The following is a 26,686-nucleotide window of genomic DNA, read 5'->3' as shown; positions in this document are numbered from 1 at the left end:
GCCGTCGACGCCGGTGGCGTCGCCAGCCCGGCGGCCACCGGGGCCGCCGGACCAGCCGAGGAGCTCCTGCGTGCCGTGGCCGATGAACGGACCACCGCGTCGATCGTCCGGACCGTTCCACAACCCCGCGGTGTGGTGCGGGGACATCACTGCGTGCAGTACCCCCTCTCGGCCAGCCCGTCCAGGATCATCGGCAGGGCTGCGGGGGTGTTCTGCCCCGTGGCGTCGTGCAGGAGGACGATGCTCCCCGGCCGCACCTGCTGCAGCACGCGGTCCCGGATCGTCGTCGCCGGCGGATCCGCCCAGTCGCGGGGGTCGACGGTCCACAGCACCATCGAGTCCAGGCCGACCTCCCGGGCCGCCGCCTGTACGAGGTCGTTGGTGGCGCCGTACGGCGGGCGCCACTCGCCGGGGACGCTCCCCGTCGCCTGCTCGATGGCCTCGTTGGTGCGCCGCAGCTGGGATGCCACCTGCGCCCGGTCGAGCGTGGTGAGCTCCGGGTGGCTCCACGAGTGGTTCCCGATCCGGTGCCCCTCCTTGCTGGCGCGGCGCACGATGTCGGGTCGGGCAGCGGTCATCTGACCGGTGACGAAGAACGTCGCCTCCGCTCCCCGGTCCGCGAGCGTGTCCAGGATGTCGGGTGTGGCGGTCCGGTGGGGCCCGTCGTCGAAGGTGAGCCGCACGTAGCCGGCCGCGCACTGCGGTGCCGACGCCGCCTGAGCCGGGACGGCCTGCAGCACCAGCAGGAGGGCCCCCGTCACCGACGCCGTCCAGCGCTGCAGGGTCGGGCTCACCGGGCGTGTCGGTGTGCGATCCCGACCCACCCTGCGGCCGCTGCGCATGCTCGGCTGCGGCCCGGCGGACCCGCATCGACGCGGGTAGAGGGAGTCCTGCGACCGGGCATCGGACGACGTTGCGGGAGTGCGGCTGGGCTCACCGCGCCGACGGGAACGTCGGGGTGTGTCCGCCGTGGGCGGGCACACCGATCCCGAGGGCGTACTCCCGCAACGCGTCTCAGGTTCAGGCACGGTCACGTGCCTCCGGTGACCTGGGCTCAGCTGAGTCGGCTGACCGCAGCCCGGGCCGCGGGCAGGTGGTTCCGGTACGAGCCGTTGGTGTAGGCCGCCCAGGACCTGAAGTTGGCGCCCTTGGCGGAGATCCGATACGCGGCGTTGGCGTTGCACTGTGCGTCGAAGGCGCAGCTCCTGGAGACCGAGGGGTGCCAGCAGCTGTTGATCTGCCAGAGACCACGGTCCACCGAGCCGTTCGGACAGCCCTTGGTCGGGCCGTTGGCGTTCTGCGCGTTCGGCCGACAGGACGACTCCCCCATGCCGACCGCGACCGCGGTGACGAGCCGATCGCCGCTGAAGCCGGCCCGCGAAGCGACCTGCGCGCACAGGTCTGCTGGTGCACGGGCCGAGGTGTCAGGGGCTGCCATCGCCGGAGCCGGTACTGCGAGGGCGATGAGCGCCAGGCTCACCACGATGCCCAGACGGATGGGGCGCCCCGCCTGGACGGAATCGGGCATGCCGAGGACAGATCTGTGCATGAGATCCTCCGAGCGCGCCTGCGGGATGAGCTGTCGGGTTCGGGCGGGAGGACTGCCCGGCCGTGGCGGACACGGCTTCACCCCGAGGGCCGCTTACTGGGCCCGGAGGTCCTGCGATCTCCCGTTCCTGCCTCAGGTGTGTCGAGGTCGGTCCGGCCAGCGGCAGGATTCGGCGTGCTGCCGGACCGTCCCGCGGATGCGAGCGCCCTGACCGTAGAATGTGACTTAGGTCACAGCAAATGCAGCGTGCAGGGACGAGCAGGAGCCGCAGCGCCGTCACTCCTCCCCGGCCGTGCACTCACGGTCCGGAACTGCCCTGCGCCTCGTGCGGCCCGGTCGACGACAGGCGTGGGGACCGGACGGCACCGCCATCGACCGGTGGTGCAGGGGCCCACTGCTCGCGTCGAGTCGGCCCTGCGCACGTGTCGGTGACCCGGCCGACGGGCCGCGCACCGTGGTCCCCGTTCCGGCGCGGCGCGCTGGCATCCTCCGGACGTCGCCAACGGACAGGAGACCGACATGACCAGCGGTTTCACCTTCCCGAAGCCGGAGTTCGACATCGAGTCGACCGTCGAGCGCGCCATGGCGCTGATCAACCGGACCCTCCAGCCCTCCCTCGAGGAGGCCCAGAAGGTGGTCGACAAGGTCCGTGCGGGCAAGCCCCTGGTCGCGCCGGGAGACCTGGTCGGCCAGGTGACGCGCGGAAACCGGATCAGGGCGGCGCGAGCGGTCTCCTACTCCCTGCCGTCGATCCTGCCCGGTTACGGGACGGCGATCTCGGCAGCCGCGGTCCCGGTCGCGTTGAGGGAGGTCCTGAAGGAGGCGGTGAGTGCGGCCATCAAGGTCGGACTGCTCTACGACAGGGACCTCACCGACCCCGAACTGACCCGCATCGCCGTCCTCCTGGTCCTCACGGACGGAGCGGTCGGGCTCGACAAGACCGGGAGGATCCGCCCCGACGCGATCCTGGGACGCCACGCGTCGCTGTTGGGGCAGCCCGCTGCGCACGACGCCCTGGCGGCCCTGACGGCGGAGGAGCGGCAGGAGATCGCCGCCTCGCAGTCGGAGATTCTCCGGTCGTGGGCACTGGCGGTCGGACCGCCGCTCCTCGCCGGGCTGTTGCCCTTCGGCCTGGGTCCCATGGCCGCCGCGAACTACGTGCAGCACGTCCTGAAGGGGACGATCACGGCCGCCGTGAAGGTCTTCGGGCCCGCCGCACCCGGAACGGTGACCGTCGGAGAACTCCCCGAACGGGAGGTCCAGCGGGGCGATCCCGGATCCTGAGCCGGCACGTCGGCGCCGGACGGTGGTCGACACGGCGGTGGACACCACGACGAACCGCCACCGGGTCGATGTCCCCGAGGGGTGTCGGAGTCACTGGAGGCGGCTCCGGGGGAACGCCTACGGCCCGTGGCCCGACCTCGGGGCACGGTCGTGGCGCCGGCAGCGGGCGACACCGAGCCGTCGACGTCGCGGGACCGCCCGCCGGGTCGATCCGCACGGGCAGCGGGCGCGGTGCCCGTGCGGCGGGTGCACGAGTCGGAGGGGCTCAGTGCTCGGCGCTCGACCGGAGCGGGGCCCCGCCGAGTTCCCGCAGCGCGGAGACCGCCAGCACCCGGCTGGTGGGGTACAGCTCGATGTCTGCGTCGTCGGTGAGACCGTCGGCCACGGTCAGCCAGCCGGGCGGACCGAACCGCACGATCCGCACCGGCATCTCGCTCCGGGCCGTCGGGTCCTCGGGATCTCGCAGGACGACCCGGCCCTGGTACAGGTGCCGGTCGTTGACGGTCGTGATGTCCATGCGCGCAGCCTCCTCCGTGCGGCCCTCCCGGTCAGCGGATGGCCTTGGCCGCTCCGTCGGACGAGCCACCCTCGGCCGGGTCCCGAGCCGGCCCGCGCGCGTCCACGCGGGACGACGGTGCAGGACGCGCACCGACGAGGTGGCTCAGGTGGTGGGCTGTCCCGGGCTGCCCGCGTCCTCACGCAGCTGCTCGGGCCGCAGACGCCGCTCGACCAGGTCGATGGCCACGTCGTCGGCCGTCCGGCCGGCCGCGTAGGCGTACCCGCGCAGGACCGCCAGTGCGTCCGGAGCCGGCGCCTGCAGGGCGAGCATCAGCATGCCCACCGCCAGCCACAGCCGGCCCCGGCGCCGCGCATCGGGGGTGTCCGACCAGGCCGGCAGCTCGGTCGGCGTCCACACCGACCAGTCGGCGGCCAGGTCCAGGTGGTCGGAGACGAGCTCGGCGACGCACCGGGCCGCGAAGACGTCCACGGCGATCGCCCCATCGGCTGCGGCGAGGTAGAGGTCCATCCCGCCCAGGCCCTTCAGCCGTCCGGGCAGGGACAGGGCGAGGACGCTGCGCAGCGGCGTGTGGGTGACCAGCAGGTCGTGGAAGGCCGGCCACCGGCGGGCCAGGATCTCCTCGGTCGCGAACACCGGCAGCCCGGACTCGGCGGCGAACAGGCACGGCCCGCTGCCGGCGGTGAACTGCAGTCGCTCGGCGATGGCGACGACCTCGCTGCTGGCCGCCAGGGGTGTCCGCAGGCCCGGCTCCCCGTGGATGCTCAGCCCGACCCCTTCGACGGGGAGCACGGTGGCCGCGGCGTGCGCCAGGCGCACCGGCAGCAGGTCGGGATCGTCGGCGGCGGCACGAGTGTCGGCATCGAGCGTCTCGACGAATCGGGTGGCGGTGTCCACGACTGCCCCTTCGACGTCCGGGTGTGGCAGCGCAGCGACGATCGGTACGCAGCGGGCGCCTCTGCATGCCCCCGCCACCTGGCCGCAAACCCGAACCCGCCTCGTGTCGGGGCTGGCCGGGACTCGGCTCACGAGACGCACACCGGCGCGGTGGCCGGGTCCGCGGATCGCGCGCAGCGCAGCCGGCGCGTGTCAACGGGCACCGGACGACGCCCGCGGCGGCGTCGTCGCCGGGCGGCTCGCCGGCGAGCACCGCGCCGGGCGCTACGAGACGCGCGTCAACCAGTCGACCGGCGGTCGAGCGCGCCTGGCGGTGAAGGCCTGCACCTGCTCCGCGCTGAGGCCGCAGCCGCGCGGACAGTCGAACTCGGTGGGCCGCCCGTCCACCCAGCCGACAGCCGCCGGCCGTCGGCAGTTGGGGCAGTCCTCCCAGGTGACCCGCTCACTCGGTTCCACCACGTTGCCTCCCGATCCCAGCGAGCCGGCCAGGGACGGGAGGGGCCCTGCCGCGCGGTTCGAGGCAGGGACCCCTCGGATCGGGCGTTTTCTAGCCCCAGGCGCTGGCGGGAAACGCAGGGTTGACGGACGGCTTGTTCCGGATCAGCCTCGTTCTGGAGCACCTGGGTGCCGTGCGACCACGTCACCGTCCGCCGGGGCGAACCGAGCGTCGACGTGCGGCGTCCACCGGCTCGGGCCGAGGACCCTCACTGCGGCGGCGGCACGTCGGGCGGCACCCGGTTGGGGCCGGCCTGCGGCGGCCGGCGCCGGTCCTGGGGGTGCAGTCGGATCGCGATGAGGGCGACGTCGTCGCCGGGGTTGGTCGGCAGCATCCGGGCCAGCACCTCGTCGCACAGGTCGTCGAGGTCACGACCGGCCAGCTCACCGAGGACGGCCTGCAGCCGGTCCAGCCCGTGGTCGAGGTCCTCGTGCCGGTTCTCGACCAGCCCGTCGGTGTAGAGCAGGACCACGCTGTCCCACGGCAGCGTCACCTCCACCTCCCGGCGCGGAGCCCCGGGGCGGACCCCGAGCAGCAGGTCCGGGCGGTCACCGGCGAGGACGTGCACCTGGCCGTCCGGGGTGATCACCATCGGCGGCGGGTGGCCGGCGTTCGACCAGCGCAGTCGGGTCAGCCCGGCCGCCCGCTCCCCGTGGGTCTGCTCGAGGCGGGCGACGACGGCGGTGGCGAGGATCTGCGACTGGAGCGTCTGCATCACCTGGTCGACCTCGCGCAGCACGGCGGCCGGCCCGTCGTGGTCGCGGGCGGCGAGGGTCCGCACGATGGTGCGCGCCTGCCCCATCCGCGCGGCCGCCTGGGCGTCGTGACCGACGACGTCACCGATGACCAGGACCGCGGCCCCGGAGGGCTGCAGTAACGCGTCGTACCAGTCCCCGCCCACCTCGGCGGCCTGGGCGGCCGGCACGTACCGGACGACGATCTGCACGTGGTCGGGCTCCGGTGGTGGGGTCAGCAGTGACCGCTGGAAGCCCTCGGCCAGACCGCGCTGCTGCCGGTAGAGGCGCGCGTTGTCCAGCACCACGCCGGCGCGGGCGGCGACGTGGCGGGCGGTGACCAGGTCCTCCGGGGTGAGCGCCCCTCGCTCGGCGCCGGTGCACAGGGTCAGCAGCCCGACCGGGCCGTCGCGGCCGGGCAGCGGGAGGACGGCGATCGACTCCGGCGCCAGCTGTCGCACCAGGTCGCGCACCGGGCCGGGCTGCAGCATCGCCTCGGCCTGGGCGGTGGCACCTTCGCTCAGCCGCTGTGGCTTGCCGGTGCGCATCGCCCGGACGAAGAGCGCGTCGTCGCGCAGGGATCCCAGCCGTGTCTGCGCGTAGGCGTCCACGGCGCCCCGCAGCTCGGCATCGCGGTGCCAGGACGTGACCTTGCGCAGGGCGCGGCGGTCGCCGCTGGCATCCTCGTCGTGGACGAGGGTGACGATGCACCAGTCGGCGATGCCGGGCACGACCAGCCGGGTCAGCCGGCGCGCGGCCTCGTCGGCGTCCAGCGTCGCCGACAGTTCCTCGGTGATGCGCGACAGCAGCCGCTCGCGCTCCGCGGCCCGCTCCGACAGTTCCTGCGCACGCCGCCGGGCGGTGATGTCGAGGAAGTACAGCGCCACCCCGTCGGCACTCGGCACGGCGCGGACCTCGACCCAGACCTCGAGCGGGCCGGGGTAGAGGGCCTCGAACACCACCGGCTGACCGGTGTCGGCCGCACGCCGGTAGTTGTCCTCGAAGTCGGTGCCCACCGCCGCCGGGAACGCCTCCCACAGCGTCCGTCCGAGCAGCTGGGCGCGCGGCACGCCGGCGATCCGCTCGGCCTCGGCGTTGAGGTGGGTCATCACCCAGGCGGAGTCCGTCGCGATGAACCCGACCGCCATCGACTCCACCAGTTGCGCCAGCCGGTCCTGCGCCTGCCGGCGGACCGAGATGTCCCATGCCGCGCCCAGCAGGCGGACCGCGACGCCCGCCTCGTCGGCCAGCGTGCGCCCGCGGGCGGCGACCCACCGCTGCTCTCCACCGGAGAGCACGACCCGGTACTCCGCGGAGTACTCACCCACGGTGTCGATGGCCCGCCGCAGCAACTCGCCGACCCGGTCCACGTCATCGGGGTGCAGCCGGGCGTTGAACGCCTCGATGCTGCGGTCGAACGTGGTCGCGTCGTAGCCGAACAGCTCGATCAGGCGGGTGTCCCAGCTCAGCGTCCCTGTCACCAGGTCCCAGTCGAAGGTACCGATCCCGGCGGCGTCGATCGCCAGGGTCAGCAGTTCCCAGGCGGTGCCGGTCGAGCCGCCCACGAGGTCCGGCAGTCCGCCGGGACCCCCGTGCCCGTGGTCGCTCATGTCCTCCGTCTCCCACCTGGCGCATCCCGGCAGGGCCGGCCGAGTCCCATTGTGGAGGACCGGCCTCCGCCGGCCGCACGCCCGTCCCGGTGGTCACCACGGGCTCGGGCTCCCGCTCCACGCGGCGACGACCGCGGACAGGTGGTCGCGCACCACCCGCCGGGCACGACCGCGCACGGCCGAGCAGCGTCGCGCCGTCACCTCCACCGAGCCGGCGAGGGTCTGCGCCCACGGCGTCGAGCCCCGCTCGTGGGCGCGCAGGGGTCCCGCCGGGGTCGGCTTTCTGTCGTACCCCTGAGCCACGCTGTGCCCGTCCGGATCGCACCGCCGGTGTCGCCATCGCAGACCGCGGCCACCGCACCGGCAGCTCCGGGAGGAGGCGAGGACCAGATGAGGACGTACGACCCCGCGGACGGCATCACCTACGTCCACCTGGCGCAGCACCCCTCCGCTCCCGCACCGCCGCCGCACGTCCACGATGAGTGCCACCGGCTGCCGACCGGCTACGCGAACGCGTCCCTCCGGGCCAGGCTCGGCGGACCGCGAGCGGTCGGTGTCCGTCCCGCGCTCGTCGTCCTCCCCGGAGGGTCGGCAGCGGCCGACGGCCCCGTCCCGGTCGCGCCGGCCCTGCGGTTGGCTCAGTGACCGGTCCACGACGACGGGCCCGCTCCACCTCCGCCGGGGATGCCCCCGCTCGCCCTGGACGTCCCGCTGCTCGTCGTCCCCCTCCGGCTTCCTCGTCACCGGCGCCCTGCGCGACCTGCTCGCCTCGGGCGAGGCCTGTCCCCGACCGACACTGCCGGAGACCAACAACCTGATGAGCGACCTGGCCCACCGCCTGGACGACCGCGCGACGGACTGAGGCGGTCCTCCGCTCGTCGACGGCCGGCCGCCCGGAGACCCCTCGGTGCGGGCCCTCGTCCCGGCCACGACGGCCCTCCGCGACCGTCCGTCACGACACCCACCGGAGGCGGTCGCACATCAGCGCCCCTGCCGACCTGACCGCCGGATCCTCCCCGCGCTGCACGGACCGTGACGCCGGGACCGGACGCCGCCGTCCGCGCCCGGAGTCGGGGTCCGGCTTATTGCGGTGCGGACCGTCGTACCCCTCCCCGACCATGAGCCGACCGACCCGATCGGGAGGAACCCGCCATGACCGCCCTGCCGCGCGCGCTCGCGCCGCTGCGGAACCGGTACTACCGGCTGCTGGCGGCCTCGATGGCGCTCACGCTGACGGCCGCCGGGCTGTGGGCGGTGGCCGTGGTCTGGCAGGTGGTCGCCCTGGGCGGCGGCCCGGCCGCGCTCTCGCTGGTCACGGGCCTCACCGCCGGGGGGATGCTGGCCAGCACCCTGCTCGGCGGCGTGCTCGCCGACCGGGTGCCGCAGCGGCACCTGCTGCTCACGGTGGCGCTCGTCCAGGCGGGCGCCGTCGCCGTGGTCGCCGTCCTCTCGTTGGTGGGCGTGCTGGCACTGGGGCAGCTGGCGGCGGCCGCCCTGGCCGTGGGGCTGGCGACGGGGCTGTACTACCCGGCCTACTCAGCGCAGCTGCCCGCCCTCGTGCCGGAGGGGGAACTGCTCGCGGCCAACGGACTGGAGGGCGCCGTCCGTCCCGTCCTGCAGAACGCCGCCGGCCCGGCCGCGGCCGGGTTCCTCGTCGCCGCGCTGTCCCCCGGCGCGGCCCTGGCCGCGACCGCGGCCGTCTCCCTGCTCGCCGCCGCGTACCTCCTCGCCCTGCCGGTCACCCCGGTCCGGCGCGGGACGACCGCCGGGGACGCCGCCCCGTCCGGGGTGCTGACCGACCTGCGGGAGGGCTTCTCCTACATGGTCCGCACACCCTGGCTGTTCGCGACGCTGCTGTTCGCGTCGCTGATGGTGCTGGCCTTCCTCGGTCCGCTGGAGGTGTTGGTCCCGTTCGCCATCCGCGACGCCGGGGGCGGGCCGACGCAGCACGCCTACGTCCTGGCCGCCTTCGGGATCGGTGGGGCGATCGGCTCCCTCGTCGTCGCGTCGCTGCGGCTGCCGCGGCGCTACCTCACCGTGATGCTGTCGCTGTGGGGGCTGGGCTGCGTTCCGATGGCGGTCTTCGGCCTCACCACGAGTCTGTGGCTCATGGTCGCCGCGGGCGCCGTGATCGGTGCGACGTTCGAGGCCGCCACCGTCATCTGGGGCACGCTGCTGCAGCGACGCGTGCCGCCGTCCCTGCTCGGACGCGTGTCCAGCCTCGACTTCTTCGTCTCGCTGAGCCTCATGCCGCTCTCGATGGCCCTGGCCGGCCCGGTGAGCGGGCTGATCGGGTCGGCCGCGACCTTCCTCGTGGCTGGCCTGGCGCCACCGGTCCTGGCGATCGTGGCCCTCCTCGCGGCGCGCCTGCCGGCCGACGAGGTCGCGCACCCGCTCGACCGGGCGCCCGCGGCCGCCCCACCGGCCGAGGAGGTGCCCGGGCGGCAGGTCTGCAGCACGGCGGCGGACCGGCCCCGCTGAACAGCGTCCTCGTCTCCGCCTGCCTGCCGCACCGGTCGACACGTTCCCGTCCGGCGCCGCACCCCGCAGGCGTGCCGCGCCTTCCGTGCCCGGAGGAGGACGCCCCCGATGACCCGGCACAGGTCCCCGCGTACTCCGTGGAGCACCCGCTGGGCGTCGGGGCGTCGCTGGCGCCGATCCGCCCGCCGTTCGGTCCCGCTGCTGCGGGAGGCGTGGCCTGCTGGGGCAGCGGTGCCGGCGTTCGTCGCCGTGCTGGTCCTGTCATCGCTGCCGTTCTGGCTGCTGCTGGGATCGGTGCGGCCGGCGGGGTTGGGACTGCTCCTGCCGGCGAGCGCGCTGATGTTCGTCTGCCCCGCGATCGTCGCGACGGCGCTCGCGGCGATCGAGGGCGGCCGCACCGGGGCCGCGACGCTGTGGCGCCGGTCCGTCGACGTCACCGCCACGTCGCACGCCGGCTGGGTCCCCGCCGCCGTGGCCCTCTTCCCGGCACTCGTGCTCCTCGCGACGCTCCTCGACCGCGGGCTGCCCCTCCCGCCGTCACCGGTGGCGCCGGCCGCGGTGCTGCTCCTCACCCCGGCCTACCTGGCCGCGGCGCTGCCCGAGGAGGTCGGCTGGACCACCTACCCGACCGACCGGCTGCTCCCCCGCCTGGGCACCGCGCCCACCGGGCTCGTCGTCGGTGCGATCTGGGCCGCCTGGCACCTGGTGCCCTACCTGCAGGTCGGCCGCGACGCCCGGTGGATCGCATGGCAGTGCCTGGGGACGGTGAGCGCGCGGGTGCTCGTCGTCGAGGCCTACACGCGCTCCGGTTGCTGCGTGCCCCTCGCAGTCGCCATGCACGCCGCCCCCAACGTCGCCTCCGCGGCACTGCCCGGCAGCGGCCCGGACCTCGACCCCGCACCCGTCGCCGTCGTCCTGACCGCCGCCGCCACGGTTACCGGGATCCACCGCACGTGGCGGGCGCAGCGGGCTGCCCGGCGCCTCGGTGCACTCGACCGGGCGCGACAGGACTCCTCGTCCCTAGCCGACCCGTCGTAGGACGAGGAGCGTCGGACAGCCCCACTCGGCGTCGGTGTCGACCGGGACGGCGAACGTCAGGCCAGCGACCGCGAAGCCGTCCAGGACGCCGCGCCGCGAGAGCGCGCCAGGCCGGGACACCACCCGCCGAGGGTGGTGCCCCGGCCTCGCCCGAGAGGCGGGACGAGCCGGCCGTGCAGCTCCCGCCCGTCGCCGGCCCAGTGTAGGAACTCCTCCTCCCACGGCCGGTCGAGCAGTGCCGCGCGCTCGTGCAGCTCGACCTGGACGGCGAGGAACTCCCGGAGTCCCCGCCACATCCGCAGCGTCGTCGTCCTCCAGTGACCCATCGGTCCCCTCCCGGACTCGTCGACCTCCGGCGACATCTGCCACCGGCCCCAGGGTCGACCCCGCGAACCTCCGGGACGAGTGGCAGGAATGACGGCGACCGCGTCATTCCTGCCAGCCTCCGCCGGGCGGTCGGCGGGCACCGGGACGCTCGCGGTCGACGGATCAGGTCGCCGGGCCGAGCAGCCGGCGGGCCTGCCATGTCAGGCCCGCGGCGATCTGCCGCGGGGAGCGCCTCCGCTCGTACCGCTGGTAGCGGTAGACCTCCGGATCGAGCGGGGCGAGCAGGAGGTCCACGACGGTGTCCGGGTCGGGGACCTGCGCGTCGAGGAGCAGAGCCCGGACGTGCACCCGCCAGAACCCGTAGGCGCCGACGGTGAAGCGGGCCGCACCGGACTCGCCGCCGAGGGCCAGGTGCAGGTGCTGGTCGAGCAGGTCGACCATGGCGGCGTAGAAGGCGGCGAGCCGGTCGGCCGGCGGCGCCCCCGGCCCCAGCGGCGGCGGCCCGCTGAGGAGTTCCTGCTGCAGGCGCCGCTCGTGCTCACCGAGCAGGGCCGCGGCCACCGACGTGGTGTCCGGGAACCGGCGGTACAGCGTCGCGCGGCCGACGCCCGCAGCTCGGGCGATGTCTCCCATCGTCACCGCGCCCGGGTCCGCGCCGAAGAGTCGATCCGCCGCGGCGAGGATGCGTTCGCGGTTGCGGGCCGCATCCGCCCGCTCGCGGGGCCGTCTCCCCGCCGCCGACCCGCCGTCGTCTCCGGCCGTTGGAGCGACGACCGGCAGCTCGGGGATCTCTCCGGTCGCCATTCCCGGCAGCGTACCGACGGCGACGGAATAAGTGGACAGGCCGTCCGGTTCAGCTCCCCGCCGGAATTAACCGGACATGGTGTCCGCTTCATCCAGACGGGAGTCCCCGTGATGGTCCTCCTAATCGCCGCCCTCCTCGTCGGCGTGCTGCTCGCGGTCCAGGCATCGGCGAACCAGCAGCTCAGCAAGGCCGTCGGCACCCCGTACGGCGCGTCCACCCTGCAGCTGGTCCTGGCGGCCACGCTGCTGGTGGCGCTCGCCGCCGGGACCGGCACGAGCGGCGCGCTGCGGTCGGCCGGTGGGGTCGAGCCCGGCTGGCTGCTGCTCGCCGGCATGGCCAGTCCCCTCTACATCACCGCCGGCATCCTGTTGCTCCCCCGGCTCGGCGCGCTCGCCGCGATGGGACTGTTCGTGACCGGCCAGGTGCTCGCCTCGCTCGTGCTCGACCTCTCCGGGCTCCTGGCCGTCCCGCGCCAACCGCTGACCCCCGGCATCCTGCTCGGCGGCGTCGCCCTCGTCGTCGGCATCGCGGTGATCGTCTCCGCCTCGGCCGCGATCTCGCAGGTGCGCCTACCGGCGAGCGCGGCTCCCGGGCTCCCGGCGGTGGGAGGGCACGTCTCCACGCCCGGGGCCGCCGGCCGCCCGGCGACCGCGGTCCGACCGACCGCTGCCCACCCCGGCTGGATCGCCCTGGGTCTGCTGGCGGGAGCGGCCCTGCCGGTGCAGGGGGCGCTCAACGCGCAGCTCCGCCGCCAGATCCCTGCGCCGCTGGCGGTCGCCACGATCAGCTTCACCGTCGCGACGCTCACGATCGCGGCCCTGCTGCTCGCTCTGCTCGCGCTGCGGCGGACACCGACGCCACGACTGCGGCCGCTGCGGGGCATGCCGTGGTGGGGCTGGCTGGGCGGACTGTGTGCCGCCGCCTACGTCACGGCCACCTTCGTGCTCATCCCGGTCGTCGGAGCCGCGGTCACGGTGGCCCTGACCGTCACCGGCCAGCAGATCGCTTCCGCCCTCATCGACCACTTCGGCTGGTTCCGGATGGCACGCCGGGCCCTGACCTCGGCGCGGGCCGCAGGGCTCGCCCTGCTGGTGACCGGCTCCGTCCTCGTCCAGCTCGCCTGACCCCGACCGCACGAGCTGACCGCGATGCGTTCCGGTCGGCCCGGACACCGGGCCGTCCTCCCGTACACCCCCCGTTCGCAGAGAGGAGATCCGTCGTGTCCTTCACCCTCGACCCCGAGGTCGCCGAGGCCTTCGTCCCCTTCGCCGCAGAAGCGGCCGGCCGCACACCCCCGCCGGTCGGGGACGTGCCCACCCGCCGCGCCACGCTGGAGGCCGTCTTCGGTCACCTGGACACCGCCCAACCGTTCCCGGACGACGTCACGACCAGCGACCACGAGCTCGCCACCGTCGATGGCGCGACGATCCGGCTCCGCTGGTACACCCGCACGGACGCCTCCGGCGAGCCGGGCCCTGCCGTGCTGTACCTGCACGGCGGCGGCATGATCGCCGGCCACGTCGGCCTGTTCCACGGGTCGGTCTCCCGCTACGTGTCGGCCAGCGGCACCCCGATCCTGTCGGTCGACTACCGACGCGCCCCCGAGCACCCCCATCCCGCCCCGGCCGAGGACGTCTACGCCGCCCTCGTCTGGCTGCACGAGCACGCCGCCGAGCTGGGCGTCGACCCGGCCCGCATCGGTGTGTTCGGTGACAGCGCGGGCGGCGGCCTGGCCGCGGCGGTGTCGATCCTCGCCCGCGACCGCGGGGGCCCGGCCATCGCCAAGCAGATCCTCGTCATGCCGATGCTCGACGACCGCACGGTGACACCCGACCCGCAGCTCGCGCCGTTCGTCGTGTGGTCGTGGGACGACAACCGCACCGGCTGGCAGGCCCTGCTCGGGAACACCGCAGGCGGCCCGGACACCCCGGCCCACGCCGCCCCGGCGCGGGTCGCCGACCCGGCCGGGCTGCCGCCCGCCTACATCGAGGTCGGCCAGCTCGACGTCTTCCGGGACGAGGACCTCACCTACGCCCTGCGCCTCGGCCAGGCAGGCGTCCCGGTCGAGTTCCACCTCCACCCGGGCGTTCCGCACGAGTTCGACTTCTTCGCCTTCGACTCCGCCGCCGCCCGGCGCGTCATCGCCGACCGCGTCCGCGCGCTCGCCTCCCTCTGACCGCCCGTCACGGCACACCTCCCACGGCGAGGGCGGAAGGGCGCCGTCATGGCCCCACGGCCGGCTCGCTCACCCACCGCGTCCCGCCGGAGGCCGTCCCGGAGGTCCTCGGCACTCCCCGATCGCGGCCTCCGGCGACCGCACCACCCGGGTGGTCCCACCGGCGGGGTGGTGACGGTCCACCCGGGCGGAGCCCTCACTGGGATCGCGGGGCCGACGACGGGCGCCGCAGCGCCCGAGCCCCTGGCAGGACGGTCGTGACCGCGATGAGTTCCATCGGTGGCCGGTCGGCCGGCGTCACGCGTGATGGACGCACGCTGGCCTTCGCGTGGCTGGTGACCCTGGTCCTGAGCAGCCTGCCCGCGATCACCGCGGTCGAGCTCGCCGGAGTCGCTCCTGCTGCAGCGCACTGGTCGACGCTCGCCGCCGCGGCCCCCTTGTCCGCTGTCGCCTGGACGTGGCCGCCGGCCCGACCCGTCCTGCGGTACCTGCTGGTGGTGCTCGCCGCCTTCTGCGCGGCGTATCTGCTGCCGCCGCTGCTCGGCGGCTGGACCGGAGCCGGCGGATCGGACCTGGGTCGTGCCCTCTTCGGCAAGACGGTCTTCCTCCTGGTGGCGGCGGCGATGGCCGGCCTCCTCGTCACGGTCCTCCGGATGACACCGACGGAGGCGTTCCTCACGCCCGGGGACATGGCAGCACCGAGCGGGGCGAGACTGCCGGGACGGTCGAGCGCGGTGAGCTGGGCCGTCCTGGGGCCCGTCGCTGCCGGCGCCCTGTTCGCTCTGTTGGCGACGATGACGTGGCTGGAGTCGGGCCTCGAGCCGGCGGCGTTGGAACGGCTCACCCCTCTGCTGCCGCTCGTCATCGGCTGCGCGGCCTTCAACGCACTCGGCGAGGAGGTGGTCTACCGATCCGGTCCCCTGGCCACCCTGGTCGGCGTCGTGGGCTCGCGTCAGGCCGTCCTCCTGACGTCGGTCTGGTTCGGGCTCGCCCACTACTCCGGCTCGGTCCCCGAGGGGTTCGGTGGAGTGCTCCAGTCCGGCGCGCTGGCGCTCCTGCTGGGCGGGGCGATGGTCGCGACCAGGGGGCTGGGCTGGCCCTTCCTGATCCACGTCGCCGTCGACCTCGTCGTCTTCGCGTCGATCGCCGTCGTGGGCACCTGACCGGGAGTGCACCAGCACCGTGCGGCGCTGGTGCCCCAGGTGGCGTGCGTCACCGAGCTCGGTCGCGCACGGCCTCAGGTCGGCGTGGCCGCGGTCCCGCCGTCCGACGGCGGCGGCCGGAGTCCGCCGCTGACCGCCAGCTGGACCACCAGCAGCCGGACGACGCCCAGCAGCAGGCCGGCCGTGACCGGCCCTCTGCGCCCCAGCAGGCGGGGCAGCGAGAACCCGCGCCAGCCCAGATCCTCGCCGATCCCGTCCGTCAGGGCCGGCACGAGGAACAGGGGGACCAGTCGGCCGGCCCTGGCTCGACCGCCTGGGGCCGGACCTCGGACGCGTCCCCGCCGAGGACCACGTACAGCCCCGCGGTGACCAGCCACAGCACCACGGGCCCGGCGAGCACCACGGCCCACCAGCGGACACCGACGCGCCACCGGGTCAGCCGGGTGCCCAGCTCCCGAGGGCCGGACGACCGACCCACGCCGCGGTGAGGACGGCGGCGAGCGCGGGGCCGTACGTCCACCCGGCGCCCAGGCCGGACGCCCACCGGCTGTGCAGCACCCCCGCGGACTGCAGCGCCCGCGGCACCCACACCGCCCAGATGACCAGGAAGGCCAGCAGCGGGAAGCCACCGAGCGCTGCGCGTTCCCGACCGGACCGGGCGACCGGGGTGCGTGTCCCGTTCACCGTGAGCCCGGCCCGTCGCCGGCGAGGATCCGATCGGCGGTCCAGGCCGGGTCCTCGAGAGCGAGCAGGTGCCCGACGCCCGGCCGCACCTCGAACGTCCAGTCCGGCCGGCTCGCGGCGAGCGCGCGGGCCGCGTCGGGCTTCGCCAGCGGGTCGTCGTCTCCGTGCAGCCACAGTGTCGGGGCGGCGACGCCGGCGACCGTCCGCCGCCAGGACCGCGGTCGGGCGAGGAGGGCCATGGTGCCCAGGAGGGCCGCCCACTGCTCGGCCTGACCGGCCACGGCGTCGGGGCGGGCGGCCCGGTCGCGGGTCTCGGTGACGGCGGCCGCGATGCCGTCGGCGGGGATCCGGTGCAGGTGCGGCGTCGCCCGGCGCAGCTGCCGTTCGACCACCTGCTCGGGGGACAGTGCGGCCAGCTCCCGGGAGACCACGCCGGCCACGCCGGGCAACCGGAGGAACGCCAGCTTGGCCGCGATGGCCAGGTCCAGCCGACCGGCTGTGCCCGGCACCGGCGGGCTGAGCAGCACCAGCCGGCGGACCGTCTCCGGCGCCGTGGCCGCCTGCAGGATGGTCAGGACGCCGCCCATCGAGTGCCCGAGCAGCACCACCGGATCCCCGACGACCTCGCGGACGAACCGGTCGAGGAGTCGGCGGTCGGCGGTCACCGCATCGGGGCGGGAGCCGGTGGGCACCCCGCTGCCGCCGTGGCCGAACAGGTCCACGGCGAGGACCCGGTGGCTGCGCGCGAGCAGGGGGGCGAGCAGCCCCCAGTTGAGGGCCGAGCCGCCGAGGCCGTGCACGCAGAGCACGACCGGCGCGCCGGCCGGACCGCCCAGGTCCAGGTGGCGGACGGGGCCGTCGAGGTCGGTGACGGTGGAGACGGCGCCAGGCGGCCACGCTCCAGGGGTTCGTCGCGGGCTGGTGGGGGTGGGCGGGAGGGACACGGCGGGCTCCTCGGCATCGGGTGCCGCGAACGCTCCCGGCCGCCGGGGTGGTCGCGCACCACGCCGCTCGCCGGATCACCCCGGGTGGGGTCAGCAGAGCCCGAGGGCGCGTCCCCGTTCGACCGCTTCGCGCCGGGATCCCACGTCCAGCTTGCGGTACAGGCTCCTGGTGTAGCTCTTCACCGTGTTGACCGACAGGTGCAGTGCCGCGCCCACCTCCCGCTGGCTGAGCGGACCGCGCAGCGCCCGGAGCACCGAGACCTCCCGCTCGGTCAGCGGTTCGCCCAGCGCCGGTCGCGCCCGCGCGGCCGCCCGCTGGCCGGCCCGCGCCTCCACGGCGGCGACCTGCCGGTCGAGGACCGGGGAGGGCGGCGCGCTCAGTTGCGCCTCGCGGGCCCGGTCGAGGAAGCCCAGCGCCGCCGTCGGGTCGCCGTCGGCCAGGGCGGTCTCCGCGGCGCTGAGGAGCACCAGCACGACGACCGCGGGATGCGCCTGCACGCCCACCAGGTCGGCGGCACGGTCCGAACGGGCACGTGCGGACCCGAGCCGGCCGGCGCGCCGGTCGAGCACCCCGGCCGTGGCGTACAGCAGCGCCAGCGCTGCCGCGGCGGCGTCCCCCAGGTGCGCCTCCAGCGCCGCGGCGTCGTCCCGGGTCGACCGCAGCAGGCGCTCGGCGCGCGCGTCCCGGTCGGGGTCGGCGGCGTCGTCGCCGGGCTGCACGAGGCACCAGGCGAGGAGCCCGGCCACCTCCAGACGGGAGAAGACCGGCAGGGCGGAGGAGGCCGGGGCCTGCCAGGCGGCGTCGAGCTCAGCCAACGCCTCCGCCCACCGTCCACCGGTGAGCAGCGCGCCGCCGAGGGCGACCCGGGCGACGACCCAACCGGCCAGCCCGGGATCGGTCTCGGCCGCCACCGCCTCGCGGGCCGCGTCCAGGGCCACCTCCGGTGGGTCCACGGCCGCCGACCCGTAGACCGCGCGCAGCGCGGCGATCGCCCCCACGGGGCTGGCGAAGCCGGGGAAGCCGGGGCCGGGACGGCCCGCCCGGACCTGCTCGGCGGCCCGGTCGAGCAGCCCGGGCACCCGGTCCAGCCGGCCGGTGACACCGGCAGCCCAGGCCAGTGACAGCAGCAGGGGGACCGAGTCCGCGACCACGGCCGGGTCGAGCCGGTTGCCGAGCTCGGCGAACACGCCGACGCGCGCCGTGGCGAGGAACGTCCCGGTGCTCTGCACCAACCAGTCGGCGGCCCCGGCGGAGTCGCCGGCGTCGAGCCGCGCGCGGATCGCCTCCTCGACCAGACCCTGCTCCCAGAACCACGCCGCAGCCCGGTGCTGCACCTCGGCGGCACCCGCGGGGTCGTCCAGCTCGCGTCGCAGCGCCGCCCGGAACAGCGGGTGCACGCGGTACCAGCGCCCGCCGCCGTCCACCGCGGTGACGAAGACGCCGTCCCGCTCGAGACCGGCCAGGACGGCGCCGGAGTCGGCGCGGTCGAGCACCGCGTCGCAGAGCGGGCCGCACAACCGGTTCAGCGGAGCGCTGCGCACCAGCAGCTCCCGTCGGTCCGGCGTCTGACCGGCGAGCACCTCGGCGAGCAGGTAGTCCACGGCGTGCCGCAGACCGGGCGGACCGTGCGGCACCGCCCGGCCGTGGGCACGGTCCCGCAGGGTGAGCGCGCCGAGGACGAGCCCGGCCGCCCACCCCTCGGTGCGGGCGAGCAGCCCGGCCAGTGCCGCAGGCTCGGGCCCGGAGTCGTCGGGCCCGCCGCGGATCACCGCGGTCAGCAGCGCGCGGGCCTCCTGGGTGGTGAAGCGCAGGTCGGTGGCGCCCAGCTCGGTCAGCCGGCCCCGGGCCCGCAGCCGGGCGAGGCCGATCGGGGGCTCCGTGCGGCTGGCGAGGACCACGCGCAGCGCGGCGGGCAGGTGGTCGAGGAGGAACTCCAGCCCCTCGGTGACCCGGGCGTCGGTGACCTCGTGCAGGTCGTCGAGGACGAGCACGGTGGGCTCGTCCCGGGCTGCGAAGCCGTTGAGGAGTTCGGGGACGGCGACACCGAGTGGGTCGACCGAGGGCACGGCCAGCGCGCGGAGGACCGGGCCGGCCACGTCCGGGGCGGGGCCGGCGAGGGCGGTGGCCACGTACGTCCAGAACCGCGCCGGATCGTCCTCGCTGCTCTCGAGGGTGACCCACGCGATCGGCACGTCGGCGTGCCGGGCCCAGGCGGCCAGCAACGTCGACTTCCCCCAGCCGGCCCCCGCCACGACCACGGTCACCGGTGTGGTGCGGACGGCGTCGAGCCGGTGCAGCAGCCGGGGACGAGGCACGAGCGAAGGAGGGACCGGCGGCACGGTGAGCTTGCCGACCAGCAGCGGACCGCCTGCGCCCGTCGGCCCCGCCACAACCGCTCCTCCCCCGGCCGGCGCGTGCCGCCCCTCCCCGGCAGGTGTACCGGCGCGGACGCCCACCGTCCATGCTCTGCACCGCGTCGTTCCGACGAGACCCGCCGGCGCCGACCCGGGTGGCCTCACTGCCGGGCGACCCGCAGCCGGGTCGCTCCGGACGAGATGTCGCGAGCGTCTTGCGCCCCACGTGGGGGCAACCCACCCTTGACAGCAGGCCGCGTCGGCTGAGTGGGTGCTTCCGAGCGGTCGAGGCTTCGCCGGTCAAAGAGCGGCTGGCGGAGCCTTCCCCTCGCCGGTCGTCGTCGAGCGGTGGTCCCCGATGGCCGCGCAGTGGTCGCAGCCGGCGACATCGCCGTGATCCACCGATCCGGCCCAGGTGCCGGTCCGGGATCCCCCTGCACCTGCCGCTGCAGCGGGACGAGCCGACGAGGACACCGGCCGGGCCCCTCTCCCTGCGGACCGGCCGGGTCGCCCGGTCAGGGCTCCGCGGGACGCCGGCCCATCGACGCATGCCCCGGGCGGTGGAGCACCGACGAGGCCTCCTGGGCGCTGCGCCGGCAGGTGCCCGACGACGTCCGCGCGCTGCCCACCGGCTCGCTGCACGTCTGGTTCGAGCGCGGCGCCGGGTGCAGCCTGCCCGTCGACGGCGTCCACGCCGGGATGATGGACCTGGCCGCGGTGGGCTGCCCGAGGACGCCACCTACCACCTGCGCGGTCCGCTGCCGTTCATGGAGGCCGTCCGCAGATCGCTCATCGACCGCGGCGTCGCCCCCGCGACGTCCTGTACGAGGTGTTCGGACCGGACCTGTGGCAGGCCGCACCCGCCCCCAGCTGAGCGGTGCCCCGGTGGCCCCTGCGCACGACCGGTGTCGGGCGCACCGGCGGGTCGCCTCCGGGACGTGGCGGCTCCGCCGGCGGGCGACCCGGCACGTCGCCGCCGGGCGGCAGACGGCGCACCCGCACCTCCCCCAGCGTCGGCTCCGGCCGGGCGCTGCCCGCACCCGGCACTCGGACATCGGGAGGCCGCCATGACCACGGAGCGGGACGGGCCTGCGCTCCGGCTGCCCACCGGCGAGCGGATCACCGTGCTCACCTCGGGAGCCGACAACGGCGGCACCGCCTTCGAGGTCGAGGCGCTCCTGCCACCACACCTGTCCGGCCCGCCCCGCCACCGGCACCGGTACGAGACCGAGGTGTTCACCGTGCTCGACGGGGTGCTGCGGGTACGGCTCGGCCGGCACACGCGGACGCTGGTCGCCGGCGAGTCGGTCACCGTTCCCCCCGGAACGGTGCACGCCTTCGCCAACCCCTCCGGCAGGCCCACCCGGATCCGCACGCTGGAGACCCCGGCCGGCCCGCTGGAGGAGCAGTTCCGGGCCCTGGCCGCCGGCGGCCGGCTGCCGCCGATCGGCCGGCTGGCGCGGATCACCGTCGACTCGGGGTACTCCTTCGCCCTGGCCGGGATCCCCGACCGGATCCAGCGGCCGCTGTGGCGCCTGCTGGCGGCCCTGGACACCGGCGGACGGTGACGAGGCGCCCGCGGTCCTACTCCCCGGGGACGACGAGTCCGGTCTCGTAGGCCAGCACCACCAGCCGGGCCCGGTCGCGGGCGCCCAGCTTGGTCAGCAGGCGGGAGACGTAGGTGCGGGCGGTGGCCGGGGAGATGAACAGCTCCCGGGCGATCTCCTCGTTCGACAGCCCCCGGCCGACCTGGCCCAGCACCTCCCGCTCCCGCTCGGTCAGCTCCCGCAGCGGGGCGTCGTCCACCGAGGACCGCAGCCGGTCGGCCAGCGTGCGCATCACGGTGCGGGTGACCGACGGGGACAGCAGCGACCCGCCGGCGGCGACCGTGCGGATCGCCTGCCGCAGGTCGGTCGGCGAGACGTCCTTGAGCAGGTAGCCGGCCGCGCCCGCGCGGACCGCCTCGAAGACGTGCTCGTCCTCGTCGAAGGTGGTCAGCACCAGCACCCGGACGCCGTCCAGCCGCGAGTCGGCGACGATCTCCCGGGTGGCCCGCAGGCCGTCCATCTCCGGCAGCCGGACGTCCATGAGGACCACGTCGGGGCGCAGCTCCCGGACCCGGGACAGGCCCGACCGGCCCGTGCCGGCCTCCCCGACGACGACGATGTCCCCGTCCCGCTCGGCCAGGGTCCGCAGCCCCGCGCGCACCACCTCCTGGTCGTCGACCAGCACGATGCGGATCACGGCGCCAGCCTCGTGGGGAGCACCGCGTGGACCACGAATCCACCGCCGGTGCCGCGTCCGGCGTGGACCTCGCCGCCGAGCACGGCGGCCCGCTCGCGCATGCCCGCCAGCCCGGCGCCGCCGGGCGGCTCGTCCTCGGGGCGCGCTCCGACCTCCGGGCGGTGCACCGTCCCGGGGCGTGGTCCACCGTCCGGGCCCGCACCCGGGCCGTCGTCGGCGACGACCACCTCCAGCCGGTCACCGCGGACCCCGGCGGTGACCGCGGCGTGGGCGGCCCGCGAGTGACGGAGCACGTTGGTCAGCGACTCCTGCACGATCCGGTAGGCCGCCGCCTCGATCGCCCCGTCCAGGCAACCCCCGGGCACGTCGACGTCCAGGTCGACCCCCAGACCGGCCTCGCGGGCGCCCTCGGCCAGCCGGTCCAGGCCGGACAGTCCCACGGTGCCGCGTTCGGCGCCGGCCGCCGGGGAGCGCAGCAGCTTCACGGTCGCCCGCAGCTCGCGCAGCTGGTCCGACGTCGCCGCGCCGATCTGCTCCACCGCGCGCCGGGCGGTCTCGTCGTCGCGGCCGATGGCCTCGGCGGCGACGTTGCTCTGCAGGGCGATGACCGACATGGTGTGCCCGACCGAGTCGTGCAGGTCCTGGGCGATGCGGACCCGCTCGGCCTGCAGCCGGCGGTCGGCCTCCCGGGCCTGCTCGGCGGCGGTCAGCGCCCGGAGCCGCTCCTGGGACTCCCGGGTCTCCCGCCGGGCGCGCACGCTCACGCCCAGGGCGACCGCCGCGGCGACGAGGGCGACGTTGGTGAGCAGCTCGTAGCTGAGCAGGTAGCTGGTGGGCAGGCCGTCGGCGACCCGGGCCCAGGCGGCCACCGCGACCAGCACGCTGCCGGCGCCCACCGCCCAGCGGGTGGCGCCGACGTCGGCGGCCCGGTACAGCGCCGCGACCGCGGGCAGCGCGATGCCGATCGGGGGGAGGTCGAGGGCGTAGTACGCGAAGACCCCCAGCACGGTCAGCACCAGGACCGCGACGGGCACCCGCCGCCCGGCGAGGACGAGCACGCCGAAGCCGACGGCGAACACGTAGGCACCGAGGGCCGCCCGGCCGGTCCCCTCCAGATCGGCGGCGACGACCAGCGCCACGGTCAGCGTCTGCGCGGTGGCCAGCAGGGCATCGGTCAGGCGCTGGTCCACCCCGTCGGGGCCGCGGCCGGCGGGCACGTCCCTGGGCACGCCGACAGCCTAGGAAGGTCCTCCCCGGCCGGGCAGCCCTCCTGCGTCGACCGCCGTCGTCGACCGTCGACGTCGCCGGACGTCGACCAGGAGCGACCGCAGGCGGGTTCCTCGACCGACGCGGGCGCCCGGCGGCCGTTCCTAGCGTCGCCGGCATGCCGGACCGGTACGCACCCGTCGGGCCTCCCGGCCCCGGATCCCGGGAGCCGGTCAGCTGGCCGGTCGTCCTGGGGCTCGGTGCCCTGGCGCTGCTGTTCCCGCTGGCCGAGCTCAGCGGCGTCACCGGCATCCTCGGTGCGGCACCCACCGCGCTGCTGCTCGTCGGGCTCGTGGCCGTCGTGTGGATCGGCGGCATCGGTCTCGGGCGGGTGCCGCGGCCGGTGCTCACCGCCACCCTCGCCGGGGTGGTGTTCGGCGTGGTCCTCGTCGCCCTGTCGCGGGCTCTCGGCACGGGACCCGACGTCGACGGCGCCTCGGCCGTGGGTGTCGCGGCCTTCGAGATCGGCCGGTCCGCCGCGCTGGGCGCGCTGGCGGGCCTGCTGGCCGCCGCCGTCCAGCGGAACCGGGGGCCGCGACGATGACCCGGGCCCCGCTGCTCCCGCCCGCGCCGCACCGGCTGCGCCCCGCCGCGAGCGGAGAGGTCCTGCTCATCCCCGTCGTCGGTCGGGTGCGCACCGAGACCTGCTCGACGTACGTCGGGGAGCGACCCCGGTGTCCGCCGGCGGTCGGCAGACCCGGGAGCCCGCCGCACCCAGCATGGCCGAGCGACGACCGCCCGGGCGTCGCGTCGACCAGCGAGAGGACCCATGGACATGTCGCGCACGAGACTCACCACGGTGGCGCTCATCGCCCTCGTGTGGACGGCGATGCTGTCCTTCGGCGGCGTGGCCGCCGAGACGGTGATGCTCTACCCGAACGTCTTCGGCGACCCCCCGGAGTCGCTCGACCGGGCCCGCGAGTTCCTCGTCGCGGGCGGCCCCAGTGACTACTTCCCGCCCCTGGGCGCCACGGTCGTGCTCACCGGCCTGGCCGCGACGGTGCTGACGTGGCGCGAGCCGCGGCTGCGGTGGTGGGTCGTCGGCGCGGCTGCGGTGTTCGTCACCTGCGAGTTCCTGTTCTCGGTGGTGTTCTTCTGGCCGCGCAACGAGATCATGTTCGTCGACCCGGCCGGCACCCACACGGCGGAGTACCTGCGTCAGGTCGCCGCAGAGTTCGTCGCCGGGCACCGGGTGCGCCTCGCCGGCGGTGCGGTGACCTCCGCTCTGGCGTTCACCGCGCTGCTGCGCTGGGTCCGCGCCACTGCCGTCGCCCCGGCCCGGCCCCACACTGCCGGAACGGTGGGGGTCCGCGATGATCTCGACTGAGGACACGACCTCGGGTCAGCGGCCGGCGGACGCTGCCGCGGACCTGCACGAGCCGCACCGGACGCGGCGGATCGGCCACCACGCCCGGGGTCGAGGACGAGCGCGGACGGCGAGGTCGTGGGGACGCGGCGAGGAGTGGACGTGGACGGAGCGGTCGCCGTCGTCACCGGCGGAGGCAGCGGCATCGGGGCGGCGACGGCGCTGGCCCTCGCCGCGGAGGGCTGGCGGGTCGTCCTGGCGGGGCGCCGGCGCGAGGCGCTGCAGGCGGTCGCCGAGCAGGACGGCGCCGGGCGGCTGCACCCGGTCCCGACCGACGTGACCGACGAGGCGTCCGTGCGGGCCCTGTTCGACGCCGCCGTCGACACCCACGGTCGGGTCGACCTGCTGTTCAACAACGCGGGTTCGTTCGGTACCGCGAGGAGCATCGACGAGATCCCGCTGGCCGAGTGGCAGGCGGCCGTCGCCGTCAACCTCACCGGCGTCTTCCTCTGCACGCGTGAGGCGTTCCGCGTCATGCGCTCCCAGCAGCCGCAGGGTGGCCGCATCATCAACAACGGCTCCATCTCCGCCCAGGTCCCCCGCCCGATGTCCGCGGCCTACACCGCGACGAAGCACGCGGTCTCCGGCCTCACCAAGTCCACGTCCCTGGACGGCCGCGCCCACGGCATCGCGTGCGGCCAGATCGACGTCGGTAACGCGGCCACCGACATGACCGAGACCATGGCCAGCGGGGTCCTGCAGGCCGACGGCAGCATCCGGGCGGAGCCACGGATGGCGGCCGCGGACGTGGCCCGCGCGGTCGTCTACATGGCGAGCCTGCCGCTCGAGGCGAACGTCGCGAACATGACCGTGCTCGCCACCGCGATGCCGTACATCGGCCGCGGCTGACCGCTCGCAGCGGGCTCGGTCCGGCGGAACTCCGGCCCGGTTCCGCCGCGGGGCGGTCAGAGCTGGACGCGGCGAGCGAGCCCCTCGAGCCGGGCGCGGTCGACGCCGGTCAGCTCGGCGGCCTCGTCCGGAGCCACGGCGCCGCAGTCCATACCGCGCAGGACCGCGCCGGCGAGCGCCTGAGCCGTGGCCGGCTCGTCCATGACCCCGCCCTGCGCACGGCCGAGATAGGCCCTGATCCGTGCGGCCGCCGCCGGCAGCCCGGCGCGGAAGAAGGAGTACGTGGCCAGGTAGCGGGTCGGCAGGTGCCCGGGGTGCATGTCCCAGCCCTGGTAGTAGCCCCGCTCCAGGGATCGTGCGACGAGGCGGGCGTGCAGGCGCCAGGCTGCGTGCACGGCGTCCCGGCCTCCCGTCGGCAGCACGTTGGTCGACCCGTCGGAGAGGCGCACCCCGGTGCCGGCCGCCGCGACCTGCATCACCGCCTTGGCGTGGTCGGCAGCCGGGTGCTCGAGGCTCTGCTGGGCGGCGGTGATCCCGAGGGCGGCGCTGTAGTCGTAGGTGCCGTAGTGCAGGCCCGTGCAGCGCCCCTCCGCCGCCGAGATCATGCCGGCCACGGTCGCCGTCCCGTCCGCGCCGACGATGGCCTGCGGCGTCTCCACCTGGATCTCGAACCGCAGCCGCCCGGCGGGCAGCCCGTGGGCCTCCTCGAGCCGGGTGCAGACGTCGGCCATGGCCGCCACCTGCGCCACCGAGGTCACCTTCGGCAGGGTCAGCACCAGGCCCGCGGGGAGGCCACCGGCGTCGAGCAGCCCGGTGAGGACGGCGTCCAGCGTGCGCAGGCCCCGCCGGCGGGTGGGGGCCTCGAAGCTCTTGAACCGGATCCCCAGGAACGGCGGCGCACCCTCCGCTCGGGCGGCCGCGGCGAGGGCGACGGCCGCCCCGGTGGCCGCCCGGTCCTCCTCCTCGTCGGAGCGCTGCCCGTAGCCGTCCTCGAAGTCCACCCGCAGGTCCTCGACCGGTTCGCGGACGAGCTTCGCGCGCACCCGTTCGTGGACGTCGTCGACCAGGGCTCCGGGCACGCCCGTGGCCGCCGCCAGGGCCTCCGCCGTCGGGGCATGCCGGTCGAGCAGCTCCACCGCCGCCGCCCCCCACCGCTGGTGGGTGTCGGCGGAGAACCGGTCGGCCGGGACGTAGACGGTGTGCACCGGCTGCCGGGTCCCCGGGTCACCCGGGTAGCGCGACCGGAGCTCCTCGTCGGCGGCGGCGAGCCGGGCGTCCAGGACGTCGGCGAGGTCGTCGCTGAGTCGGGTCATCCGTGCGGTCCTTTCCGTGTTCGGCGCGTGCACCGGTCGGCGCCCCCGTGGTCGGGGACGTGCGGAGCTCGTCGGCGAGGTCGTGCCGGAGCGAGGGTCCGGCACAGTTCGGCCACGTGACCGACGGCCTGGACGTCGTACAGCGCCACCTCCACCCGGCCCTCCTCGTCGAGGACGACGGTCGAACGGATGACACCGGTCGTCGTCCTGCCGTCCACCTGCTCCTCCCCCAGGCGCCGTAGGCCTCGCAGACGGCGTGGTCGCGGTCGGCGAGGAGGGCGAAGGTCAGGGCCTCCTGCTCGCGGAACTGCGCGAGCGTCCGCGGGTCGTCCGGCGAGATGCCGTAGACGGCGTAGCCGGCGCCGCGCAGCGACCCCAGGTCGTCCCGGAGGTCGCAGGCCTGCGTGGTGCAGCCCGGCGTCATCGCAGCCGGGTAGGAGTACAGGACGGCCCTGCTCCCGCGCAGGGCCTCCGACGAGACCTCGTCCCCGTCCGCTGTGGGCAGGGTGAACCCGGGGGCCGGGTCCCCCGCTGGAGCCGCTCGGACACCGTTCTCCCTTGCTGGATCGCCTCGGGGCCGCTCGCGTG

At 75.6% G+C, this 26,686-nt stretch carries 26 protein-coding genes and 1 riboswitch; of the genes, 11 read left to right on the top strand and 15 right to left on the bottom strand.

All coding sequences use genetic code 11. The annotated features are described in order from the left end of the window. Positions 1-146: 146 nt before the first annotated feature. Both ACU610_RS06270 and ACU610_RS06265 read right to left on the bottom strand, forming a co-directional pair. Entirely contained in the window at positions 147-794 is a 648-nt protein-coding gene (locus tag ACU610_RS06270) for a polysaccharide deacetylase family protein (RefSeq protein WP_446766849.1), read from the bottom strand. Between the two features lie 260 nt (positions 795-1,054). Beyond that, positions 1,055-1,528, bottom strand: coding sequence for a hypothetical protein (locus tag ACU610_RS06265; protein WP_446766848.1), 474 nt, complete (start codon positions 1,526-1,528; stop codon positions 1,055-1,057). Positions 1,529-1,550: 22 nt separating this feature from the next. Next, a riboswitch (cyclic di-AMP (ydaO/yuaA leader) is annotated at positions 1,551-1,734 on the bottom strand. 334 nt (positions 1,735-2,068) lie between these two features. Between ACU610_RS06265 and ACU610_RS06260 the strand changes: the two genes are divergently transcribed. Continuing rightward, on the top strand, positions 2,069-2,833 hold the full coding sequence (locus ACU610_RS06260; protein WP_446766847.1) for a hypothetical protein: 765 nt from the start codon (positions 2,069-2,071) through the stop codon (positions 2,831-2,833). A gap of 265 nt (positions 2,834-3,098) precedes the next feature. Here ACU610_RS06260 and ACU610_RS06255 read toward each other — a convergent pair whose 3' ends face one another. From ACU610_RS06255 to ACU610_RS06245, 3 genes are all read right to left on the bottom strand, one after another. Further along, on the bottom strand, positions 3,099-3,350 hold the full coding sequence (locus ACU610_RS06255) for a hypothetical protein (RefSeq protein ID WP_446766846.1): 252 nt from the start codon (positions 3,348-3,350) through the stop codon (positions 3,099-3,101). 144 nt (positions 3,351-3,494) lie between these two features. Continuing rightward, a complete protein-coding gene (locus ACU610_RS06250) occupies positions 3,495-4,247 on the bottom strand; it encodes an ANTAR domain-containing protein (RefSeq protein WP_446766845.1) in 753 nt (250 codons plus the stop codon). Positions 4,248-4,951: 704 nt separating this feature from the next. Then, positions 4,952-7,087: a SpoIIE family protein phosphatase gene (locus tag ACU610_RS06245; protein ID WP_446766844.1), complete on the bottom strand. Its 2,136-nt coding sequence runs from the start codon at positions 7,085-7,087 to the stop codon at positions 4,952-4,954. Between the two features lie 390 nt (positions 7,088-7,477). On the opposite strand from ACU610_RS06245, the gene ACU610_RS06240 reads away from it, so the two are divergent. The 3 genes from ACU610_RS06240 to ACU610_RS06230 all read left to right on the top strand — a co-directional run bounded on the left by ACU610_RS06240 (position 7,478) and on the right by ACU610_RS06230 (position 10,606). Then, positions 7,478-7,732: a hypothetical protein gene (locus ACU610_RS06240; RefSeq protein ID WP_446766843.1), complete on the top strand. Its 255-nt coding sequence runs from the start codon at positions 7,478-7,480 to the stop codon at positions 7,730-7,732. A 507-nt stretch (positions 7,733-8,239) separates the two neighbouring features. Then, the gene (locus tag ACU610_RS06235; RefSeq protein ID WP_446766842.1) at positions 8,240-9,568 is read left to right on the top strand and encodes an MFS transporter; all 1,329 of its coding nucleotides are present in this window, start codon (positions 8,240-8,242) and stop codon (positions 9,566-9,568) included. 231 nt (positions 9,569-9,799) lie between these two features. Next, positions 9,800-10,606: a CPBP family glutamic-type intramembrane protease gene (locus ACU610_RS06230; protein ID WP_446766841.1), complete on the top strand. Its 807-nt coding sequence runs from the start codon at positions 9,800-9,802 to the stop codon at positions 10,604-10,606. 56 nt (positions 10,607-10,662) lie between these two features. Here the strand turns inward: ACU610_RS06230 and ACU610_RS06225 are convergent, their stop codons facing one another. Further along, positions 10,663-10,932 carry a hypothetical protein gene (locus ACU610_RS06225; protein WP_446766840.1) on the bottom strand — a complete coding sequence of 90 codons (270 nt, stop codon included), beginning with the start codon at positions 10,930-10,932 and terminating at the stop codon, positions 10,663-10,665. Positions 10,933-11,095: 163 nt separating this feature from the next. Further along, a complete protein-coding gene (locus tag ACU610_RS06220; RefSeq protein WP_446766839.1) occupies positions 11,096-11,737 on the bottom strand; it encodes a TetR/AcrR family transcriptional regulator in 642 nt (213 codons plus the stop codon). Positions 11,738-11,848: 111 nt separating this feature from the next. On the opposite strand from ACU610_RS06220, the gene ACU610_RS06215 reads away from it, so the two are divergent. The 3 genes from ACU610_RS06215 (at position 11,849) to ACU610_RS06205 (ending at position 15,077) form a co-directional block, all read left to right on the top strand. Then, a complete protein-coding gene (locus ACU610_RS06215; protein ID WP_446770695.1) occupies positions 11,849-12,862 on the top strand; it encodes a DMT family transporter in 1,014 nt (337 codons plus the stop codon). A gap of 95 nt (positions 12,863-12,957) precedes the next feature. After that, the gene (locus tag ACU610_RS06210; protein WP_446766838.1) at positions 12,958-13,914 is read left to right on the top strand and encodes an alpha/beta hydrolase; all 957 of its coding nucleotides are present in this window, start codon (positions 12,958-12,960) and stop codon (positions 13,912-13,914) included. A 266-nt stretch (positions 13,915-14,180) separates the two neighbouring features. After that, positions 14,181-15,077 (top strand): CPBP family intramembrane glutamic endopeptidase, encoded by an 897-nt coding sequence (locus ACU610_RS06205; RefSeq protein ID WP_446770694.1) that lies wholly within the window; start codon positions 14,181-14,183, stop codon positions 15,075-15,077. Positions 15,078-15,151: 74 nt separating this feature from the next. On the opposite strand, the gene ACU610_RS06200 is transcribed toward ACU610_RS06205, so the two are convergent. The 4 genes from ACU610_RS06200 to ACU610_RS06185 all read right to left on the bottom strand — a co-directional run bounded on the left by ACU610_RS06200 (position 15,152) and on the right by ACU610_RS06185 (position 19,096). After that, positions 15,152-15,349, bottom strand: coding sequence for a hypothetical protein (locus ACU610_RS06200; protein ID WP_446766837.1), 198 nt, complete (start codon positions 15,347-15,349; stop codon positions 15,152-15,154). Between the two features lie 163 nt (positions 15,350-15,512). Continuing rightward, complete coding sequence (locus ACU610_RS06195; protein WP_446766836.1) at positions 15,513-15,761, bottom strand: hypothetical protein; 249 nt, start codon at positions 15,759-15,761, stop codon at positions 15,513-15,515. After that, complete coding sequence (locus tag ACU610_RS06190) at positions 15,758-16,705, bottom strand: alpha/beta fold hydrolase (protein WP_446766835.1); 948 nt, start codon at positions 16,703-16,705, stop codon at positions 15,758-15,760. The genes ACU610_RS06195 and ACU610_RS06190 overlap by 4 nt, the downstream gene beginning before the upstream one ends. Positions 16,706-16,795: 90 nt before the next feature. Beyond that, a complete protein-coding gene (locus ACU610_RS06185) occupies positions 16,796-19,096 on the bottom strand; it encodes a LuxR C-terminal-related transcriptional regulator (protein WP_446766834.1) in 2,301 nt (766 codons plus the stop codon). Positions 19,097-20,127: 1,031 nt separating this feature from the next. On the opposite strand from ACU610_RS06185, the gene ACU610_RS06180 reads away from it, so the two are divergent. Then, on the top strand, positions 20,128-20,628 hold the full coding sequence (locus ACU610_RS06180) for a cupin domain-containing protein (protein WP_446766833.1): 501 nt from the start codon (positions 20,128-20,130) through the stop codon (positions 20,626-20,628). A gap of 16 nt (positions 20,629-20,644) precedes the next feature. Here ACU610_RS06180 and ACU610_RS06175 read toward each other — a convergent pair whose 3' ends face one another. Beyond that, positions 20,645-21,304 carry a response regulator gene (locus ACU610_RS06175; protein ID WP_446766832.1) on the bottom strand — a complete coding sequence of 220 codons (660 nt, stop codon included), beginning with the start codon at positions 21,302-21,304 and terminating at the stop codon, positions 20,645-20,647. Then, positions 21,301-22,533, bottom strand: a complete 1,233-nt coding sequence (locus ACU610_RS06170) for a sensor histidine kinase (RefSeq protein ID WP_446766831.1) — start codon at positions 22,531-22,533, stop codon at positions 21,301-21,303. The genes ACU610_RS06175 and ACU610_RS06170 overlap by 4 nt, the downstream gene beginning before the upstream one ends. A gap of 155 nt (positions 22,534-22,688) precedes the next feature. Between ACU610_RS06170 and ACU610_RS06165 the strand changes: the two genes are divergently transcribed. The 3 genes from ACU610_RS06165 (at position 22,689) to ACU610_RS06155 (ending at position 24,785) form a co-directional block, all read left to right on the top strand. Then, positions 22,689-23,114: a hypothetical protein gene (locus ACU610_RS06165; RefSeq protein WP_446766830.1), complete on the top strand. Its 426-nt coding sequence runs from the start codon at positions 22,689-22,691 to the stop codon at positions 23,112-23,114. A 231-nt stretch (positions 23,115-23,345) separates the two neighbouring features. Beyond that, a complete protein-coding gene (locus ACU610_RS06160) occupies positions 23,346-23,897 on the top strand; it encodes a hypothetical protein (RefSeq protein ID WP_446766829.1) in 552 nt (183 codons plus the stop codon). Between the two features lie 141 nt (positions 23,898-24,038). Beyond that, positions 24,039-24,785: an SDR family oxidoreductase gene (locus tag ACU610_RS06155; RefSeq protein WP_446766828.1), complete on the top strand. Its 747-nt coding sequence runs from the start codon at positions 24,039-24,041 to the stop codon at positions 24,783-24,785. A gap of 56 nt (positions 24,786-24,841) precedes the next feature. On the opposite strand, the gene ACU610_RS06150 is transcribed toward ACU610_RS06155, so the two are convergent. Both ACU610_RS06150 and ACU610_RS06145 read right to left on the bottom strand, forming a co-directional pair. Continuing rightward, positions 24,842-26,098, bottom strand: a complete 1,257-nt coding sequence (locus tag ACU610_RS06150; protein WP_446766827.1) for a DUF6986 family protein — start codon at positions 26,096-26,098, stop codon at positions 24,842-24,844. Beyond that, positions 26,010-26,603, bottom strand: a complete 594-nt coding sequence (locus ACU610_RS06145) for a peroxiredoxin (RefSeq protein ID WP_446770693.1) — start codon at positions 26,601-26,603, stop codon at positions 26,010-26,012. Before ACU610_RS06145 ends, ACU610_RS06150 begins: the two co-directional genes overlap by 89 nt. Positions 26,604-26,686 lie beyond the last annotated feature (83 nt).

It is taken from the genome of Geodermatophilus sp. URMC 61 (assembly GCF_052931555.1).
This window is presented reverse-complemented; position numbering and strand designations above follow the sequence as displayed.

Excerpts from the sequence above, each read along its gene's own strand:
- ACU610_RS06265 (WP_446766848.1), bottom strand. The coding sequence starts at position 1,528 with ATGCCCGATTCCGTCCAGGCGGGGCGCCCCATCCGTCTGGGCATCGTG.
- ACU610_RS06260 (WP_446766847.1), top strand. The coding sequence starts at position 2,069 with ATGACCAGCGGTTTCACCTTCCCGAAGCCGGAGTTCGACATCGAGTCG.
- ACU610_RS06255 (WP_446766846.1), bottom strand. The coding sequence starts at position 3,350 with ATGGACATCACGACCGTCAACGACCGGCACCTGTACCAGGGCCGGGTC.
- ACU610_RS06245 (WP_446766844.1), bottom strand. The coding sequence starts at position 7,087 with ATGAGCGACCACGGGCACGGGGGTCCCGGCGGACTGCCGGACCTCGTG.
- ACU610_RS06240 (WP_446766843.1), top strand. The coding sequence starts at position 7,478 with ATGAGGACGTACGACCCCGCGGACGGCATCACCTACGTCCACCTGGCG.
- ACU610_RS06235 (WP_446766842.1), top strand. The coding sequence starts at position 8,240 with ATGACCGCCCTGCCGCGCGCGCTCGCGCCGCTGCGGAACCGGTACTAC.
- ACU610_RS06225 (WP_446766840.1), bottom strand. The coding sequence starts at position 10,932 with ATGGGTCACTGGAGGACGACGACGCTGCGGATGTGGCGGGGACTCCGG.
- ACU610_RS06220 (WP_446766839.1), bottom strand. The coding sequence starts at position 11,737 with ATGGCGACCGGAGAGATCCCCGAGCTGCCGGTCGTCGCTCCAACGGCC.
- ACU610_RS06215 (WP_446770695.1), top strand. The coding sequence starts at position 11,849 with ATGGTCCTCCTAATCGCCGCCCTCCTCGTCGGCGTGCTGCTCGCGGTC.
- ACU610_RS06205 (WP_446770694.1), top strand. The coding sequence starts at position 14,181 with ATGAGTTCCATCGGTGGCCGGTCGGCCGGCGTCACGCGTGATGGACGC.
- ACU610_RS06180 (WP_446766833.1), top strand. The coding sequence starts at position 20,128 with ATGACCACGGAGCGGGACGGGCCTGCGCTCCGGCTGCCCACCGGCGAG.
- ACU610_RS06165 (WP_446766830.1), top strand. The coding sequence starts at position 22,689 with ATGCCGGACCGGTACGCACCCGTCGGGCCTCCCGGCCCCGGATCCCGG.
- ACU610_RS06160 (WP_446766829.1), top strand. The coding sequence starts at position 23,346 with ATGTCGCGCACGAGACTCACCACGGTGGCGCTCATCGCCCTCGTGTGG.
- ACU610_RS06150 (WP_446766827.1), bottom strand. The coding sequence starts at position 26,098 with ATGACCCGACTCAGCGACGACCTCGCCGACGTCCTGGACGCCCGGCTC.